Source organism: Clostridium sp. OM02-18AC (genome assembly GCF_003481825.1).
In the GTDB taxonomy this organism is placed as follows: domain Bacteria; phylum Bacillota; class Clostridia; order Lachnospirales; family Lachnospiraceae; genus Brotaphodocola.
Genome location: NZ_QULW01000002.1, coordinates 109,985 through 127,164 on the forward strand (window position 1 = coordinate 109,985; position 17,180 = coordinate 127,164).

Genomic DNA, 17,180 nt, shown 5'->3' on the forward strand with positions numbered 1-17,180 from the left:
GGGTGGAAGAACTGTACGAAAATTTGGCAGAAACAGAAAAACTGGAACAGGAACGACAGGCGCTGTTTTACCTGACCCAGATTCCGGACGTGGGTGCGGTTTCTATCCGAAAGCTGGGAGAATATTTTGGCAGTTTTTCCTGTCTATATAATATAGAAGAAACAGCTTTGCGGGAGTCTGGAATTCTTCGGGAAAAACAGGTTCTGGCATTTTTAAAAGCCGTAGAGCAGAGAGAAAGCATCATGGAGCAGTATGGAAAGCTGGCTGAGCGGGGAATCCGCTTTGTCACACCGTTGGATAAGGAGTATCCGTGCCAGCTTTTGCAGATTTACGATTATCCCATGGGGCTGTATGTACGGGGAAAACTGCCGGTGCCGGAGCAGCCGGTGGTGGCGATTGTCGGAGCCAGGGGCTGTTCGGAGTATGGTCAGAGTCTGGCAGCAATGTTTGCCCAGATGCTGTCCGAAGAAGGAACACAGATCATCAGCGGACTTGCTCTCGGGATTGACGGGGCGGCGCACCGGGGAGCCCTGAAAGCGGGAGCAGATACCTACGGGGTGCTGGGGTGCGGCGTGAATATCTGTTATCCATCTGCACATTATAAGCTGTATGGACAGATGATCGAACATGGAGGGATTATTTCCGAGTTCCCACTGGATACCAGACCGGACCGGATGCATTTTCCAATGCGAAACCGGATCATCAGCGGGCTTGCGGATGCCATTCTGGTTGTGGAAGCAAAAGAAAAGAGTGGTTCCCTCATCACGGCCGAGCTTGGACTGGACCAGGGAAAGGAAATCTTTGCCATTCCTGGGCGGATCACGGATCATTTAAGCGAAGGCTGCAACCGTCTGATCCAGCAGGGGGCACATATGGCAATTTCACCAAATGATATCCTGGAATACCTGGGGGTAAAGTGCCGAAAAAGGTTAATTATTCATGAAAAAAATGTAAATGCACTTGCAAAGCCTGAAAAAATGGTGTATGCTTGCCTAGATTTCAAGGCGAAACATTTGGAAGAAATTTCAGGTAAGTGTGGCATGAGCATCAGCGCGTGTATGGGGATCTTGCTGGAGCTGGAATTGCAGGGCTACGTGTTTCGTGCGGCGAATCATTATTATGGAAAAAAGATCTGAAAACCGCATGCCGGTTTTCCAAGATCCGGTATTTAGGAGTAGCTATGGCAAATAATTTAGTGATTGTGGAGTCTCCTGCAAAGGTGAAAACCATCAAAAAATTCCTTGGTTCCACCTATGAGGTGGATGCTTCCAACGGACATGTGAGAGATTTACCAAAGAGCAGCCTCGGATTTGACGCTGAACATGATTACGAACCGAAATATATTACGATTCGCGGAAAAGGTGACATTCTGGCAAAGCTTCGCAAAGAAGTGAAGAAAGCGGATAAGATCTATCTTGCAACGGACCCGGACCGCGAGGGAGAAGCCATTTCCTGGCATCTCATGAAGGCTTTGAAGCTGGATGAGGCAAAGGACAAAAAGGTTTACCGGATCAGCTTTAACGAGATTACCAAGAACGCGGTAAAAGCATCTTTGAAGGCTCCGCGTGCGATCGATATGAATCTGGTCGATGCCCAGCAGACCAGACGTATGCTGGACCGTATGGTAGGCTACCGCATCAGCCCGCTTTTATGGGCAAAGGTCAAACGTGGTCTGAGTGCCGGACGCGTACAGTCCGTGGCTCTGCGCATGATCTGCGACCGGGAAGAGGAGATTGAGGCTTTTATTCCGGAGGAATACTGGAACCTGGAGGCAGAATTTTCCCAAAAGGGCAGCAAAAAAACTTTAAATGCCAAATTTTATGGCACACGGGATGAGAAGATTGCCATTCACAAAAAAGAAGAGCTGGACCAGATCTTAAAAGCCCTGGAAGGAAAAGAGTACGTTGTGGAAAACGTCAAATACGGTGAGCGCAGCAAAAAGCCGCCGATCCCGTTTACCACCAGTACTTTGCAGCAGGAAGCATCCAAGGTATTAAACTTCTCTACCCAGAAGACGATGCGGATCGCACAGCAGCTTTATGAGGGCGTAGATGTGAAGGGACACGGTACCATTGGTCTGATCACCTACCTGCGTACCGATTCTACCCGAATCGCAGAAGAGGCAGATGCAGCAGCACGCGCATACGTAGAGCGTACCTTTGGTGCGGACTATGTATTGCAGCAGGATCAGGCTAAGAAAACCACTGGCAAGATCCAGGATGCGCACGAGGCGATCCGACCGACTGATATCACCCTGACACCGACCATCGTGAAGGAGTCCCTGCAGCGCGACCAGTTCCGCCTGTACCAGCTGATCTGGAAGCGCTTTACTGCAAGCCGTATGCAGCCGGCTGTTTACACTACCACATCCGTGAAAGTGGCAGCAGGTGATTATCTTTTTATCCTGGCGGCATCCAAATTGTCGTTTGATGGTTTTATGTCTGTTTATGTGCAGGAGGATGACAAAGAAGCAGGCAATGCACTCCTTGGAAAGCTGGAGACCGGAGATGTCCTGAACCTGGCAGAGTTAAAGCCGAGCCAGCATTTTACCCAGCCTCCTGCCCACTACACCGAGGCTTCCCTGGTTAAGGCTATGGAGGAGCAGGGCATTGGCCGTCCGAGTACCTATGCGCCGACCATTACCACGATTCTGGCAAGACGCTACGTGACAAAGGAAAACAAGAACCTTTACGTGACAGAGCTTGGCGAGGCCGTGAACGGTATCATGAAGAAATGTTTCCCGAGTATCGTGGATTTAAGTTTTACCGCAAACATGGAACTGCTTCTGGATAAAGTGGCAGACGGTACCGTAAAGTGGAAGACGATCGTGGAAAACTTCTACCCGGATCTGGACCAGGCAGTCACCACGGCAGAAAAAACTCTGGAGTCCGTCAAGATCGCCGATGAAGTGTCCGATGTGATCTGCGATGTCTGCGGACGGAACATGGTAGTAAAGTATGGCCCGCATGGAAAATTCTTAGCCTGCCCGGGCTTTCCAGATTGCAAAAATACCAAGCCGTATCTGGAAAAGACCGGCGTGGCATGCCCGCAGTGCGGAAAAGATATTGTCATCAAGAAGACCAAGAAGGGAAGACGTTATTACGGCTGCGAAAACAATCCGGAATGCGACTTCATGTCCTGGCAGAAGCCATCTGCAGAGCGTTGTCCGAAATGCGGCAGTTACATGGTAGAGAAGGGAAGCAAGCTTCTCTGCGCCAATGAACAGTGCGGATACACCACAAATATCAAAGAAAAACAGTCCAATGATTAAATTAATTGAAAATTTCAAAAAACTCTTGTTATTTGTCCAAAGTCGTGCTAATATTTAGATATTGGAGAAGACATTTGAAACGAATATCAATGAATTGAGGAGGTTTTTTGAAATGAGTGTACAGCTTCTTGATAAGACGAGAAAAATCAATAAGTTACTGCATAACAACAATTCCCATAAAGTGGTATTCAACGACATCTGCAAAGTCCTGAGCGAGATCCTTCTTTCCAATATTCTGGTGATCAGTAAGAAAGGAAAAGTTCTTGGCGTAGGTCTTTGCCCCGGTGTAGATGAGATTGAGGAATTGATTGAAGATCAGGTGGGTGGATTCGTAGACCGTATGCTGAATGAACGACTGCTCAGCATCCTCTCCACGAAAGAAAACGTGAACCTCGCAACACTTGGTTTCGCAGAGGAAAACGTAAAGAAATACCAGGCCATCATTACCCCGATCGATATTGCTGGGGAGCGCCTTGGTACCCTGTTCATTTACAAGTGCGATGAGCAGTACGACATCGACGATATCATCTTAAGTGAGTACGGCACCACCGTAGTCGGTCTGGAAATGATGCGTTCCGTGAATGAAGAGAACGCAGAAGAGACCAGAAAAGTGCAGATCGTAAAATCTGCCATCAGTACCTTATCCTTCTCCGAACTGGAAGCCATCACCCATATCTTTGAAGAGCTCGACGGAAACGAGGGAATCCTGGTAGCCAGCAAGATCGCAGACCGTGTCGGCATTACCCGTTCCGTGATCGTCAATGCGCTGCGCAAGTTTGAGAGTGCAGGCGTCATTGAATCCCGATCCTCCGGTATGAAGGGAACCTACATTAAGGTCTTAAACGATGTGGTATTCGATGAACTGAAAAATATTAAAATGTCAAAATAAGCCGGTATCAGAAAACCAGAAAGGATAAAAGGAACGGAATTTCTCTGTTCTTTTTATCCTTTTTTTGCGAAAAAGTCCTTGTCAAACCATGGCAGTTATGATATCATAGTGAGGCTGACAAAAAACACGTCTGCTGATTCTGACGGTGGTGCCGTATGGTCCCGGAGGAAGCACAAGACGCAGGCGGAAGTAAAAAACCAAATGGAGGAAACAAACATGAGCGTTATTTCTATGAAGCAGCTGTTAGAAGCTGGTGTTCATTTCGGACATCAGACCAGAAGATGGAACCCGAAAATGGCTCCGTACATCTACACCGAGCGTAACGGTATCTACATCATCGACTTACAGAAGTCTGTAGGCAAGGTAGACGAGGCTTACAACGCAGTATCCGAGATCGCTGCAAACGGCGGCACCATCCTTTTCGTTGGTACCAAGAAGCAGGCTCAGGACGCTATCAAGACTGAGGCAGAGCGTTGCGGAATGTTCTATGTAAACGAGAGATGGTTAGGCGGTATGCTGACCAACTTCAAGACCATCCAGAGTCGTATCGCAAGACTGAAAGCAATCGAGACCATGGCTGAGGACGGTACTTTCGACGTACTGCCGAAGAAGGAAGTTATCGAGATCAAGAAAGAGTGGGAGAAGCTGGAGAAGAACCTTGGCGGTATCAAAGAGATGAAGAAACTGCCAGACGCTATCTTCATCGTAGATCCGAAGAAGGAGAGAATCTGCGTACAGGAGGCTCATACTCTGGGTATTCCGTTAATCGGTATCGCTGATACCAACTGTGATCCGGAAGAGCTTGACTACGTAATCCCGGGTAACGACGATGCAATCAGAGCCGTTAAATTAATCGTGGCTAAGATGGCAGATGCAGTAATCGAGGCAAACCAGGGTGAGGCTCAGGCTGACTTTGCTGAGGCATTCGAGGCAGAGGAAACTACCGAGGCTTAATCGAACAATAAGGTGCTTCGACCTGCAGGATATGCAGGTCGGAGCATTTTAAGTTTCATGGGAAATTCGTCCTGTGAAAGAAGACGCTCCGCTGAATGCGCATTTGGCGCAAAGGCACATTTTGCGTTACGAAACAAAATTTTTAAAATATAAAATGGAGGGAATTAACAATGGCAGTTACTGCAGCAATGGTAAAAGAGTTAAGAGAAATGACCGGTGCAGGTATGATGGATTGCAAGAAAGCACTTGCAGCTACCGACGGTGATATGGACAAGGCAGTAGAGTTCTTAAGAGAGAAAGGACTTGCTGGCGCAGAGAAGAAGGCTGGCCGTATCGCAGCAGAGGGTATCGTAGCAACCGCTATGACTGACGACGAGAAGAAGGCTGTTGTTGTTGAGGTTAACGCTGAGACCGACTTCGTTGCAAAGAATGCAAAATTCCAGGCTTACGTTGCACAGGTTGCAGCACAGGCTCTGACCACTACCGCAGCAGACATGGACACCTTCATGGCTGAGAAGTGGGTAGCAGACGAGACCCTGACCGTAAAAGAGGCTCTGTCTTCCCAGATCTCCATCATCGGTGAGAACATGAACATCCGTCGTTTCAAACAGGTTGTAGAGGAGAACGGTGTTGTTGTATCCTACATCCATGCTGGCGGCAGAATCGGCGTTTTAGTTGACGTTGAGACCGATGTTGTTAACGATGCTGTAAAAGAGATGGGCAAGAACATCGCTATGCAGATCGCAGCTCTGAATCCGAAGTACACCAGCCGTGACGAGGTTAGCGCTGAGTTCATCGAGCACGAGAAAGGCATCCTGATGGCTCAGATCCAGAACGATCCGAAGGAAGCTTCCAAGCCGGAGAAAGTAATCCAGGGCATGATCCAGGGTCGTATCAACAAAGAGATGAAAGAGATCTGCCTGTTAGACCAGACCTACGTAAAGGCAGAGGATGGCAAGCAGTCCGTAGCTCAGTACGTAGCTCAGGTAGCAAAAGAGAACGGCGCTAAGATCACTGTGAAGGGCTTTGTTCGTTTCGAGACCGGTGAGGGCCTTGAGAAGAAAGAGGAGAACTTTGCAGAGGAAGTTGCAAAGCAGATGGGTAACTAATGCGAATTTCGCATTTGATCCGCTTCTAAAATTGACAGCTTAGTACAATTTAATAGAAGACGATATAAGTCCGGGAATCCAGCGTTTATGCGGGTTTCCGGACTTTTTCTTTGCGCTTTTATTGTGGCAGATGTTATAGAGTGGATAGCATAAGTTGTTACCAGATTTTACACCTTCGTATACAAATTTGTACAGTCGTTGTACAAAACTTGTATCGAGGGGAAAATTGCTAATTTTATAGAAGAGATACTGTCTGGTTTATAGGACATCTAAGCTCTTTTCGAAAAAATGTTTACTATACAAAAATTTGTACACTAAAATAGGTGTACAAAAATAGATTTGTACACCATCGAAAAATGGCTTAAATATGCGGTTTGTAAGAGTTGGCGTTGATACAAAAATGCTTGCTTGTGTGTGAAATTTGTATAGTAAAGGATAACAGAAGCCGCCAGCGGAAGAGATGCTGACGGCTTTCCTATATAATAAAGATACATCCAACCAATTCCACAAAATCACATTGCCTATCTTTACGATCCCTGCTATTCTATATACAAGATACAAAACAAGGACGTGATACTTAATGAAACCAGGCGATATAGCATGCTGCGGAATGGAGAGGTGAATACAACCTATAATGATGATGCGATCTACACACCAGATGTTGTGGTTTTTAAGGATGATCACCGAATGCAGATGCTCCCGGAAAGTCAGCGAATGAGTCTGGATGTAATTACGATTGCAGCCCCAAATCTCCGCCCGAATCCAAACAACAAGTGGAACCCGGAGCCATCCAAGGCAATTGCGGTGAAGCCGATGGAACTGCTTGCAATCCATAAAAAACGTGCAAAGCGTCTTTTTTCCATAGCAAAGGAGAATGGTGCAGAGGTGCTGATACTCGGAGCTTTTGGATGCGGGGCATTCCAGAATCCGCCGGAGGTTGTGGCACGGGCTTATAAAGAAGTACTGGCTGAGTTTGAATACGATTTTGATACCGTGGAATTTGCCGTGTACTGTCCGAAGCGGGATCAAACAGTAAATCCGAGTGGAAACAATTATGCGGTGTTTAAGCGGCTACTTGGAAACAGAAAATAGATAGGTGAGAAAAGGAAGAAGAAAAATAATGTTTGGTTTCTCCCAGATTCTCTCCGAATTTTCTATGAGACAGCACGTATGTGTGGTAGAATAGAAACAGAAAATCCCCCTTGCTGTATGTGTATGGCTGCAAAGCTACAAGGGTGGACAGATGGCGTAACCTGCAACCATGCGCGGGCGATTGCAAAGCGGGGATCATTCCCCGCCGCCATACGAATAAGGTAGAATAGAAGCTGCAAATCGGAAGTTACAGGAGGAGAGTTTATGAATATGATGTTTGATTTATTTGATTTGATTTTTCCAGTTATGTTTTTACTGATATTTGGGATGATCCTATTTACCTTCATAAGTGGAATAAGAACTTGGAATAAAAATAATAATTCTCCCCGTTTAACGGTGGAAGCCAGGGTGGCTGCCAAGCGACAGAATACGACACATCACAACGAGCCGGTTGGAGGAGACACTTCAGGAACTCACGGGTATCATACTACCACCAGCACCTCTTATTATGTTACTTTTGAGGTGGAAAGCGGTGATCGGATGGAATTTTCTGTATATGGAAAAGAGTATGGAATGCTGGCAGAAGGAGACGAAGGAAAGCTGACATTCCAGGGAAGTCGTTATCTGGGATTCGAGAGGGCTATTGAAAAATAGAAGTAGAATTTCAATTTGTAGAATTAAGAAAATCGGAACTTGACAAGGAGTTTTGATAGCGTGAAAAAAATATTTCTTAAAATTGTGATAGGGGTTGTTCTTGTTTGTATTTTATTTGTTTGTTTTCTTTATACGAACAATGAGATCGGCGTGACTTCATCTAAGCTGGAGACAGATATTCGTTCGTCGCAGAAGATTAAGGATGATTGGACGGTCGATGGAAGCGTTTCCAGCACGATGGCTGCATATATTTCTTACCCTCAGGATTTGAGTGACCATTCTTTTTCCGTCTATCTCAACCGCCCTGGTCTTTCCTTTGGATACTTTTTCCGTGGGGGTGGAAACCTTTCGGGGGTTCAAAGAGGAATTGCCGAGTACACCGTAGAAGGATATAATGAGCGAGCATTTATTTCTATGAATCAGCAACAGGTAACACAGCTTGAAATAGATGACGGCAACACAATTCATGTGCTTGACATTGACAGCAATAAACCTTTTGCGATTGTTTTGCCTATAAATGCGGGAACCATTACATTCTATGATGTGAATGGCAATACTGTGGAATACTGGAACAATTCTCTTTGACAACTTCCAGTTTTCTTAACTGGATAAATCGTAATTTGTGGAGAGATTTCTTGAACTTTCCTTATTTTACGGGCTTTCCAGCCCCTTAAATAGTGAAATGATATGTATTTTCCCTTATTTTTGACCTTATGCGGAATCAGCAAGGGAAATAAGGGAATTTTTTATTTAGTCGTTGCCTGCCACTTTATCAAGAAGTCTGGCGGAGTTCCGCTTTGCCTTTCTTGTAGAGTGGGCGTAGACATTCATTGTGGTACTGACATCAGAGTGCCCTAACAGTTCCTGCACATCTTTTGGGGCAGCTCCGTTTGAGAGGAGGTTGCTTGTGTAGGTGTGTCGCAACTGGTGGAAATGGAAATTCTCAAATCCGTCCAGCCTTTTTGCAACTGATCGGCAGGCAATGCTGAGTGTGCTTGGCAGTTCCAGACATCCGTCCGGTCTCAGGCAGACAAAGGAGATTTCCTTGTAATCTACCGGGATTTCTTCGGTTCCGTCCAGATGATAATATTCATAATACACTCTGTTTTTGTCCTGTGCTTCCTTGTAGAAATTGCGGTGGTAAAGTTCACCATACTGCATCCGGCTTTTAAGCTGTTTTTTTCTGGCGGTTTTCAGTATTTCAGTCAGAGTATCGCCAAAATCAACAATCCTTACTTTCTTTCGCTTGGTCGGTCCGATGATGTTTTTATGTTTTGTGCCATCATAGCGGATACTTCTTTTAATGGTCAGGCATTGTTCTTCAAGATTGATGTCCTGCCATGTCAATCCGCAAACTTCACCGATACGAAGTCCCGCATAGTATGCGATCTGGATTGGCAGGATTGCAGGTGGATTCTTTACTTTGAGGTATTCTATCAGTCTCTCATAATCTTCATGGGAAATAGGCTGTATGCCTTCTTCTACCTCATCATCTGAGAATAAATCCACATCCTCTGCCTGTTTTTTCAGCTTAATATACTGCATAGGATTAAAAGTAATCAACTGTTTTGGAAATACTGCAAACCGGAAAGCCTGTTGTAATACTGCTGAAAAGGAATGGATGTAATCTTTACTGTATCCTTTTCTCACTTTTCCATCTGGAAATTCCCCACCGAATGTAAGCAGATCGAGAAATGCCTGTAAATGTTCAGCAGTAACGGTTTTTAATTTGCGTTCTGCAATCGGATGTTTCTTGATACAACGGATTGCACCAAGATAATTTTCCACTGTACCATTGCTGAGTGTTCCGACTTTCAGTTCTTCTTCCGCCCACATATCAAGAAGTTCTCCTACAGTAAGATTATCTGTCTTTGCGACAAATTTCTTGCTTTCGTAATCATCCATTGCCTGACGGAGCAGTTTTTCCGTTTCACTTTTACTTTCTGTTCCAGCGTATTCTTTCTGAACCAGATTGCCGCTTGCATCTTCTACATAGAAGCGGTAGTACCATTTCTTTCCTTTTTTTCTTACAGATCCTTTTGCCATAATCGTGTGTCTCCTTTCGATATCAGACAATCGGAACTGATGAAATGCTTCTTGCGTGTAAGTATATCATAACTCCGGTTGTCGTTCTATACCGAATCGGAATCCTCATACAAAACTTCTGATAAAAGATTTTCAAGCCTTTGTTCTGCCATTTCCGGTTTCTTGGAATAAAGCCTTACGATATCTGCCATGTCGTTAAAGGCATTAACAGTGTGGGTGATCTCCCGGAGAAACATAATCTCGTTATATTCATCATTCGATTCAAACCCCATTACTTTTGCAATATCAGCTTCATTCGTGTTGCCCTTGTAATTCTTGCAGGCAAACTGGAATGATTCCAGAAACAGGTTATATTGCTTTAACATCAACAGCAGTAAATCTTTGGAAAAAGCATCTTCCTTTTTACTAAGGTCGAGAGGTAACTGTTTGAGAATATCGCCCATTGCATCACGAATCTGTAATTCTTTCTTATCCGTAATATCGGTTTCGTATTCATCGGTTTCCCCTCTGAGCCATTCAATAGATACATGAAGTGCTTCCGAAAGACCTTCCAGCACCATCTTTTTGGTATTGTCAATCGAACCATTCTCATAACGCAGGATTGTGGAAGCGGTAACTCCCATCTTCTCTGCAACATAAGGCTGTGTCAGATTTAATTCCAGACGACGCTGTTTTGCCCTGCTGCCTATCAGCTTGCGTAGTTCTTTATCTTTCATGCTGATTGCCTCCTTTTTCGGTATGTATGAATTATAGCATGTACCTCACATAATTGCAATATGCAATATAATAATTATTTTTAAAATTTCATAACGCTTGACAACACAATATAAAACCGCTATACTAACAGCACAACAGAAATTGCATAATGCAATTCATAAGGAGGTGACAAGATGACGGAAAGAAAGATTGCATTATCCATCGAGGAAGCAGCCGACTATACAGGAATTGGCAGAAACACTTTGAGAAAGCTGGTTGAATGGAAGAAACTTCCGGTATTAAAAGTCGGAAGAAAAGTCCTTATTAAAACTGACATTCTGGAAAAGTTCATGGAAGCCAACGAGGGGCGAGATCTGAGGGATAAAGGAAATGTAAAAACTGTCACAAGAAATGTGGCAACTTAAAAAGGCGGCTTCCTACGAAACCGCCAAAGGTTCTATCAGACCGAAGCCATGATATACCTACACGCAAGAGGATTATACCATGTGCTTCTCCTGATATGCAACCGGGAACTAATGTTTATCTTGTCGGAAAAACATCGACAAGATAATGCTCCGCAAGGATGCACCACGATTCTGATTGGAATTATGTCAACAGAGCTGACCAGAATCGTGTGCCAAATCTTAGCAGAGCAAGATTTGATTATAAGAGAAAGGATGAAGACGATATGGCGAAATCAACAAAGACTTATGAAGAAAGAATACGTGCATTAGAGAAAAAGGAACAGGAAAGCATCGAAGCTACCAAAAAGCTCATTGCACAGCGAAAGGAACTGGAAAAGAGAAAGAAAGCCGAGGAAAGTAAAAAACGAACCCACAGGCTCTGTCAGATTGGCGGTGCGGTGGAATCGGTTCTTGGCTGTCCGATTGAGGAGGAAGATTTACCAAAGTTGATAGGCTTCTTAAAAAGGCAGGAAACAAACGGAAAGTTTTTCTCAAAGGCGATGCAGAAAGAGCCACTTACAGATATGGAGGAAGTGTAATGGCGGAGGGAGTGGTTTTTCCATTCCCTTCATTGCCTTTGAATGAAGGGCGCACTTATGGACAACCAGAGGTCGTCCTTATAAGTTTGCCACAAGTGGCAACCGGTCTGCGCTTACGCTTGCCGGGCTCGTTCCGTCGGCGGGGCTTTCAGCCAGACCTGCTCATGCCGCAGGGGGCACTCTTGCGCAGAGGGCGTTCCGACAGCTTCACTTCTGCCAAACCAGAAGAAGATGCTGTCGGAAATCAATGCCGGATACGGCAGAAAGGGGGAATCGTATCATGGCGATATTTCACTTTACAGTAAAGATTGTCGGGCGCAGTAAAGGAAAATCTGTCATATCCGCATCGGCATATCTTAATGGAGATGTGATGAAGAATGAGGAAACAGGCAGAATCAGTTACTATACTTCCAAAAAGGAAGTCGTCTACACCAGTCTGATGATGTGCGAAAATGCACCTCCTGAATGGCTGCATGTACCGGAAGAAAATATAAAAAGGTTTCAACAGTCTATCCGTTATAAAAGAGCGGATGATAAAGATGCCGCACTGGAAAAGTTTAAAATCACATTTCAGAAACAGCGTCTATGGAATGAGGTATTGAAGATAGAAAAAAATGCAGATGCACAGCTTGGACGCTCATTTGAATTTTCCCTGCCGAAAGAATGGAGCAGACAGGAACAGATTGATTATACAACCGAATATATTCAAAAGACTTCCGTTTCCGACATTGTTGTGCTTCATCAGAACGACGAGGACACCGCCCACTATGTAGACAGTATCGGTTTTCAGCAAGTGCCGGAGTTTTTGCAGGAGCAGCAGACCCCCGTATTTGACAAGCTGCCGCCCGAACAGCAGCAAGCCTTGTCCGACACCGTACAAGACACTTTGCAAATGCTGGTTGACGCAGACAAGCGGATTTATGGCGACGTTACGGGCAAGACCCTTGAAGCAATCGCGGCGCAAGGATATTCCTACAAGGACGGGCAGCTTGAAAAGCAGCAGCCGGAAGCGACCCCCGACAGCCTTTTGACGGGTGAAACCGTTAGAACGCCGAGGGGCAATTTTCATATTACCGATATGAGCCGTGAACAGATCGAAGCGGCGGGATTTGGTTTTCACCATGCGTCGGAGGACGGGAAGTATCTCATTATGGGGAATGGCACACAGGCTTATGCCATAGCCGCCGAGCAGCCGCAGCGGGATAATCCCTTAAAGCACGTCGAGGACACCATAGAGCAGAACGACAACAATTTTGACGGGCTTATCAACAATACGCCGCAAACGCCCACCGTTGCAGATTTTGAGCAGCGGGCAAAGGCGGGGGAAGCGATTTCCGTTACCGACCTTGCAAAAGCGGTAAAAGCCGAGAAACGGGAACAGCCGCAGAAAAAACCGTCCATTTTGAAGAAGCTGGACGAATACAAGAAACAGGCGGCGCAGCAGCCGAAAGATAAACAGAAAGAGCATAAAAAGGATTTGGAGGTTTGATAGCATGAATACCCGCTTTACCATTGAGGAAGAAAACATTGTTGCGATCTACGCCGAGGACAGCCGGGAAACAACGCTTGAAAATATCCTTGCCGCCATGCCCTACATGGACGAGGATATGCGCCAGCTTGCCGCCGCAGCGGTGAACAAGCTGCAAGCCATGACGGACAGCGAGTTTTCCGAAAGGGAGTTTATCTTGACCGACGAGGAATAGCCCATAGAGAACAGGGGCGCGGTTGCCGATTTCCGGCACCGCGCCCCTGTTCTTTTTTTGTCCTTGCGTGGACAATTAGAAAGCCGTTTTTGCGGGTTTGAATATACTTTATCGTCTATGTCGTTTTCATGCGCTGGAAGCCGCAGAAACACAGGCGTTTTCAGCCCTTAACATTCCACTTGCCACCCCATGTTTTGCGCCTTATCGCTCCTGCTCCCGCGCCCTGCTTTGGGACGGGTAAAGAATACTATCGACGTTCTTTTTGACAACGCCGTATTCCTGCATTTGCTTCTTCCGTTATCTCCCTTGCTGTTGCGGTTACAATCCGTATGCCTTTATCGCTCATACCGTCCAGCAGCGCGTCAAGCTGCCGCCGCCCGGTGGATTTCTCCGCATTGCTGTTCGGGAAGAAAAATTGATCTACCGAAATATGATACCGGGTTACAAGGTCATAGAATACCTGTAAACTCGGCTGTTGTCCCTTGTTCTCGATATTCGCAAGGTAGCGCGGGGAAATATATAACTCGTCGCTTACCTTTTTGCGGCTCTCGCCGTATTCATTTCTCGCGGCTTTTATAGCTGCCCCGAAAGCCTTAAAGTCGTACAATGGTACGGGTCTTTTTGCCATTTTCATTCACCCTGTTACATTTTACAGTTCACCTTTCTTTTTGGATATGTCCACACAATTCATATCATTAGGTTAAATACTTCCTGTTGTGTATTGACAGTAGACTGATTTTCTGATAAAATAAAATTTATGTAAAAGGAGGCGGCGTTTATGTTGCATAGCATGCGTATTAGATAAGCATTGAAAAAAAGGATTTTCCCATTTTCAACATGGGCTTTTTTGTCATGCTTATTTTGCGGATGCTATACAAAAAACTAACGACGTATAGATATAGTATAGACATAGTGCAAGCTATGCCTTAGTTTTGTTGTACTGCTCTGTGCATTATAAATGCAGGTCAATGCTCATGTTGAGGATTGACCTGCATTTTTTTGTGTAAAAAGGACGAGTGAAATATAATGCTTAAAAAATATTGGATAAAATGTCCGATTTGTAACGGAAAGACGAGAGTTCAAGTATTTCATAATACTGTATTAAAAGATTTTCCTCTTTTCTGCCCTAAATGCAAATTGACGCATATCATTGATGTAGAAAAATTAGAGATTGTAATCAAAAATACAGAAAAACAAACTTTTATTATTTAGAAGAAAGGATATAAAAATGAAACGTTTACCTAAATATACGCCTGCGGAAGTACGGAATGATCCATACGGATTTACTTACAAAGAAATGTCGGAAGTTATTGGCGAGAATGAAGCAAAAGCCTTATATGAAGAATTATATAAGCAATTACCACGCAAAAAAAATCTATCAATGTTGGTAAAAAATATTTGCAAAAGCAGTGATACTGAAAAGTATGTTTACGAACTGAAAGACAACAAATACATTGAAACGGTTTTTATCAAGCGGCGAGATGGTGGAACTGTTTGCGTGAGCACACAAGTCGGTTGTCCTGTTGGTTGTATTTTTTGTGAGTCCGGGCGAAATGGCTTTGTTCGTAATCTAACATCGTCAGAAATCGTACAACAGATTATATTGTTGCGTCGAAAAGTAAACCGTATCGTTTTTATGGGTATGGGAGAGCCTTTATTCAATTATGACAACTTGATAAAAGCAATCCATATTCTCCGAGATAGATATGGGCTCAACTTTCCAACCGACGGCATTACCATATCAACAGTTGGTCCGGTCGATCAATTAAAAAAATTGCGCGAGGAACATCTTAAAATTCAGTTGACAATATCTTTACACGCAGCAACACAATCTGCAAGAAATCGTATTATTCCTCACATGCGCATATATGCTATTGAAGATGTTGTTAAGCAAGCCTTATCCTATTCTGAAAGGCATAATCGCAAAATTGTCTTTGCGTATTTGCTTTTACCGGGTATAAATGACCGGCCCTCAGATGTAAGACAACTTGCAAAATGGTTTCGGGGCAAAAAAGTTATGATTAACGTGTTACAATACAACCCAACAAGCAATTCAAGAATTAAAGCACCACAGAAACGGGAAATAGTTGCATTCAAACATCAATTAGAGCAAGCAGGACTTGAAGTTACTATGAGAGTTTCTCATGGCAGAGAGATTAACGCGGCTTGTGGACAGTTAGCTAACACATATAATAAATTCAAAAAAAAATGATTAAAAGTGCCAGACGCATAGACGCAGAGCCGATAACGCATTAGGTCAAAAAACCTATGTGTTATCGGCTTTTTTATTTAATATTGCGCAAAAGCCGCTGTTCCCTATTATAGAATGGATTGCGGGTAGTGTATTAAAGTCGCCCTTTTTTAAGGATACGGCGGTATCGGGGAGGTATCGCCGTGTCCATTTTTATTTACTGTAACCCGCCTAATGCTTTGCGGTCAAAAAAAGCTATGCTCCGCAAGCGGGATATTCCGGCTATGAATGTGAACTGTCAATACATTTAGCTACTGCTTACATTTCCTTTGCGCCCGTCCGCGTCTTGCGGACGGGCGCATTTTGCTTTTTTCAACTTTTTTCTGAAAAGCGCACTCAAGAGCCATCTCCCGAACGGGTACGGAGCGAAAGGGGCAGAGAGGACAAGCCCTTAACTCCCGTCCTCTACTCCACGCGGGAAGGAGGTGAACTCTATGGAGCTATCTTCTTCCGACAAGGAAAGAATACAACATCAGTACGACGCATTAGCAAAGAAAACTTTGGTCGGCGAAGCGAAAAGCCACCGCCGCACTCTTGCGAAACGCGCAGCACGCGAAGTTACTTTTTCGGATTTGAGCGAAAGCGAACTCGCGCAGCTTTTCACAACGGACGAATACGAAAGCGATTATTTCCGTTTTCAAGTGTCCGGCTTTGATGTACTCGTCAAAAATGAACTGCTTGCCGAAGCCCTTAACGCTTTGCCCGAAAGGAAACGCGACATTATCCTTTTGTCCTACTTCTTGGATATGAGCGACGCGGAAATTGGCGAACTGCTGAATGTTGTACGCACGACGGTTTTCCGGCACAGGAAATCCGCGCTTGCGAAAATCAAACAGTATTTGGAGGGAAAAGCAGATGATGAATACCGTTAGGAAGTCTGAAAATCTGTTGCCGTTCCCTGTCATTTCCGCAGCGGCAAACGGCGACACAACCGCCATGTGCGCGATCTTGAAGCACTACGAGGGTTACATAGCGAAACTTTGTACCCGCACGCTGAAAGACGACGCGGGCAATACCTATTCCTATGTGGACGAGGAAATGCGTAACAGGCTGCAAGTGCGCCTTATTACCCGCACCCTTGCTTTTCATGTAGGATAATCTTTTAGCCCATGCGGGGAGCGTGTCCCCTTTCCACGCTTCCCGTTATGGGCTATTTGTCGTTCCGCAAAAGCATATCCGCTGTTGATGTGCTTTTGCAGGCCGACAAAGCCTATTGTTCTTTGACAAAGAAAGCGGCCTTTGGTGCGCAGCATAACAGGCAAACGGGTACATTCCGTCTGTACCGAGCCAGTCGGCGGGTACGCCATGACAGCTTTTCCCCATAGGGGAAAAGCCGAGCGAGAACTACCGCGCCGTAAAACAGGTTTAGCAGCTTGTGGGCGACGACATACAAGGCGGCACAATGATACTCCCGCGTTGAACACCCTCAAAGTATTGCGCGGCGCACCCATAAGCATGGGCCGGGGTGAAACTCCCGTGAGGTTGCAGCTAACAACCGCCCGTTTTTGCCTT

19 protein-coding genes and 2 pseudogenes are annotated in these 17,180 nt (G+C 45.1%); 18 read left to right on the forward strand and 3 right to left on the reverse strand.

Features of this window, described 5'->3' with window-relative positions; genetic code table 11:
• The first annotated feature begins 2 nt into the window (after positions 1-2).
• The 8 genes from dprA (at position 3) to DXB18_RS02165 (ending at position 8,554) form a co-directional block, all read left to right on the forward strand.
• On the forward strand, positions 3-1,136 hold the full coding sequence (dprA, locus tag DXB18_RS02130) for a DNA-processing protein DprA (RefSeq protein ID WP_243103097.1): 1,134 nt from the start codon (positions 3-5) through the stop codon (positions 1,134-1,136).
• A gap of 44 nt (positions 1,137-1,180) precedes the next feature.
• Entirely contained in the window at positions 1,181-3,271 is a 2,091-nt protein-coding gene (topA, locus tag DXB18_RS02135) for a type I DNA topoisomerase (RefSeq protein WP_118705748.1), read from the forward strand.
• A gap of 112 nt (positions 3,272-3,383) precedes the next feature.
• Positions 3,384-4,160 carry a GTP-sensing pleiotropic transcriptional regulator CodY gene (gene codY, locus DXB18_RS02140; protein WP_118543079.1) on the forward strand — a complete coding sequence of 259 codons (777 nt, stop codon included), beginning with the start codon at positions 3,384-3,386 and terminating at the stop codon, positions 4,158-4,160.
• 216 nt (positions 4,161-4,376) lie between these two features.
• Positions 4,377-5,114: a 30S ribosomal protein S2 gene (rpsB, locus tag DXB18_RS02145; protein WP_147561182.1), complete on the forward strand. Its 738-nt coding sequence runs from the start codon at positions 4,377-4,379 to the stop codon at positions 5,112-5,114.
• A gap of 170 nt (positions 5,115-5,284) precedes the next feature.
• Positions 5,285-6,223: a translation elongation factor Ts gene (gene tsf, locus DXB18_RS02150; RefSeq protein WP_118705750.1), complete on the forward strand. Its 939-nt coding sequence runs from the start codon at positions 5,285-5,287 to the stop codon at positions 6,221-6,223.
• Positions 6,224-6,793: 570 nt separating this feature from the next.
• Complete coding sequence (locus tag DXB18_RS02155; protein WP_279220815.1) at positions 6,794-7,315, forward strand: TIGR02452 family protein; 522 nt, start codon at positions 6,794-6,796, stop codon at positions 7,313-7,315.
• 273 nt (positions 7,316-7,588) lie between these two features.
• On the forward strand, positions 7,589-7,969 hold the full coding sequence (locus DXB18_RS02160; protein WP_118543096.1) for a DUF2500 domain-containing protein: 381 nt from the start codon (positions 7,589-7,591) through the stop codon (positions 7,967-7,969).
• A gap of 60 nt (positions 7,970-8,029) precedes the next feature.
• Positions 8,030-8,554 (forward strand): hypothetical protein, encoded by a 525-nt coding sequence (locus DXB18_RS02165; RefSeq protein WP_118543074.1) that lies wholly within the window; start codon positions 8,030-8,032, stop codon positions 8,552-8,554.
• A 165-nt stretch (positions 8,555-8,719) separates the two neighbouring features.
• Here DXB18_RS02165 and DXB18_RS02170 read toward each other — a convergent pair whose 3' ends face one another.
• Positions 8,720-10,015, reverse strand: a complete 1,296-nt coding sequence (locus tag DXB18_RS02170; protein WP_014080634.1) for a tyrosine-type recombinase/integrase — start codon at positions 10,013-10,015, stop codon at positions 8,720-8,722.
• A gap of 86 nt (positions 10,016-10,101) precedes the next feature.
• The gene (locus DXB18_RS02175; RefSeq protein WP_003505395.1) at positions 10,102-10,731 is read right to left on the reverse strand and encodes a helix-turn-helix transcriptional regulator; all 630 of its coding nucleotides are present in this window, start codon (positions 10,729-10,731) and stop codon (positions 10,102-10,104) included.
• Between the two features lie 174 nt (positions 10,732-10,905).
• On the opposite strand from DXB18_RS02175, the gene DXB18_RS02180 reads away from it, so the two are divergent.
• The 6 genes and pseudogenes from DXB18_RS02180 to DXB18_RS02205 all read left to right on the forward strand — a co-directional run bounded on the left by DXB18_RS02180 (position 10,906) and on the right by DXB18_RS02205 (position 13,417).
• On the forward strand, positions 10,906-11,136 hold the full coding sequence (locus DXB18_RS02180; protein ID WP_008115699.1) for a helix-turn-helix domain-containing protein: 231 nt from the start codon (positions 10,906-10,908) through the stop codon (positions 11,134-11,136).
• Between the two features lie 263 nt (positions 11,137-11,399).
• Complete coding sequence (locus DXB18_RS02190) at positions 11,400-11,714, forward strand: hypothetical protein (RefSeq protein WP_014080633.1); 315 nt, start codon at positions 11,400-11,402, stop codon at positions 11,712-11,714.
• Positions 11,714-12,019, forward strand: coding sequence for a hypothetical protein (locus DXB18_RS02195; protein WP_005345966.1), 306 nt, complete (start codon positions 11,714-11,716; stop codon positions 12,017-12,019). The genes DXB18_RS02190 and DXB18_RS02195 overlap by 1 nt, the downstream gene beginning before the upstream one ends.
• Positions 11,995-12,429, forward strand: a pseudogene (locus DXB18_RS16815) (MobA/MobL family protein); the annotation flags it as partial. The gene DXB18_RS02195 and the pseudogene DXB18_RS16815, both read left to right, overlap by 25 nt.
• Positions 12,430-13,203: pseudogene (locus DXB18_RS16820) on the forward strand (YodL domain-containing protein); the annotation flags it as partial. It abuts the pseudogene before it with no gap.
• Positions 13,204-13,207: 4 nt separating this feature from the next.
• The gene (locus DXB18_RS02205) at positions 13,208-13,417 is read left to right on the forward strand and encodes a transposon-transfer assisting family protein (RefSeq protein ID WP_002584960.1); all 210 of its coding nucleotides are present in this window, start codon (positions 13,208-13,210) and stop codon (positions 13,415-13,417) included.
• A 247-nt stretch (positions 13,418-13,664) separates the two neighbouring features.
• On the opposite strand, the gene DXB18_RS02210 is transcribed toward DXB18_RS02205, so the two are convergent.
• Positions 13,665-14,045 (reverse strand): helix-turn-helix transcriptional regulator, encoded by a 381-nt coding sequence (locus DXB18_RS02210; RefSeq protein ID WP_118705861.1) that lies wholly within the window; start codon positions 14,043-14,045, stop codon positions 13,665-13,667.
• 398 nt (positions 14,046-14,443) lie between these two features.
• Between DXB18_RS02210 and DXB18_RS02215 the strand changes: the two genes are divergently transcribed.
• From DXB18_RS02215 to DXB18_RS02230, 4 genes are all read left to right on the forward strand, one after another.
• Complete coding sequence (locus DXB18_RS02215; protein ID WP_003431289.1) at positions 14,444-14,629, forward strand: cysteine-rich KTR domain-containing protein; 186 nt, start codon at positions 14,444-14,446, stop codon at positions 14,627-14,629.
• A gap of 16 nt (positions 14,630-14,645) precedes the next feature.
• Positions 14,646-15,629: a 23S rRNA (adenine(2503)-C(2))-methyltransferase RlmN gene (rlmN, locus tag DXB18_RS02220; protein ID WP_002584956.1), complete on the forward strand. Its 984-nt coding sequence runs from the start codon at positions 14,646-14,648 to the stop codon at positions 15,627-15,629.
• Positions 15,630-16,102: 473 nt separating this feature from the next.
• Positions 16,103-16,540 (forward strand): sigma-70 family RNA polymerase sigma factor, encoded by a 438-nt coding sequence (locus DXB18_RS02225; protein ID WP_002604474.1) that lies wholly within the window; start codon positions 16,103-16,105, stop codon positions 16,538-16,540.
• Complete coding sequence (locus tag DXB18_RS02230; protein ID WP_002604473.1) at positions 16,524-16,766, forward strand: helix-turn-helix domain-containing protein; 243 nt, start codon at positions 16,524-16,526, stop codon at positions 16,764-16,766. The genes DXB18_RS02225 and DXB18_RS02230 overlap by 17 nt, the downstream gene beginning before the upstream one ends.
• The last annotated feature ends 414 nt before the right edge of the window (positions 16,767-17,180 follow it).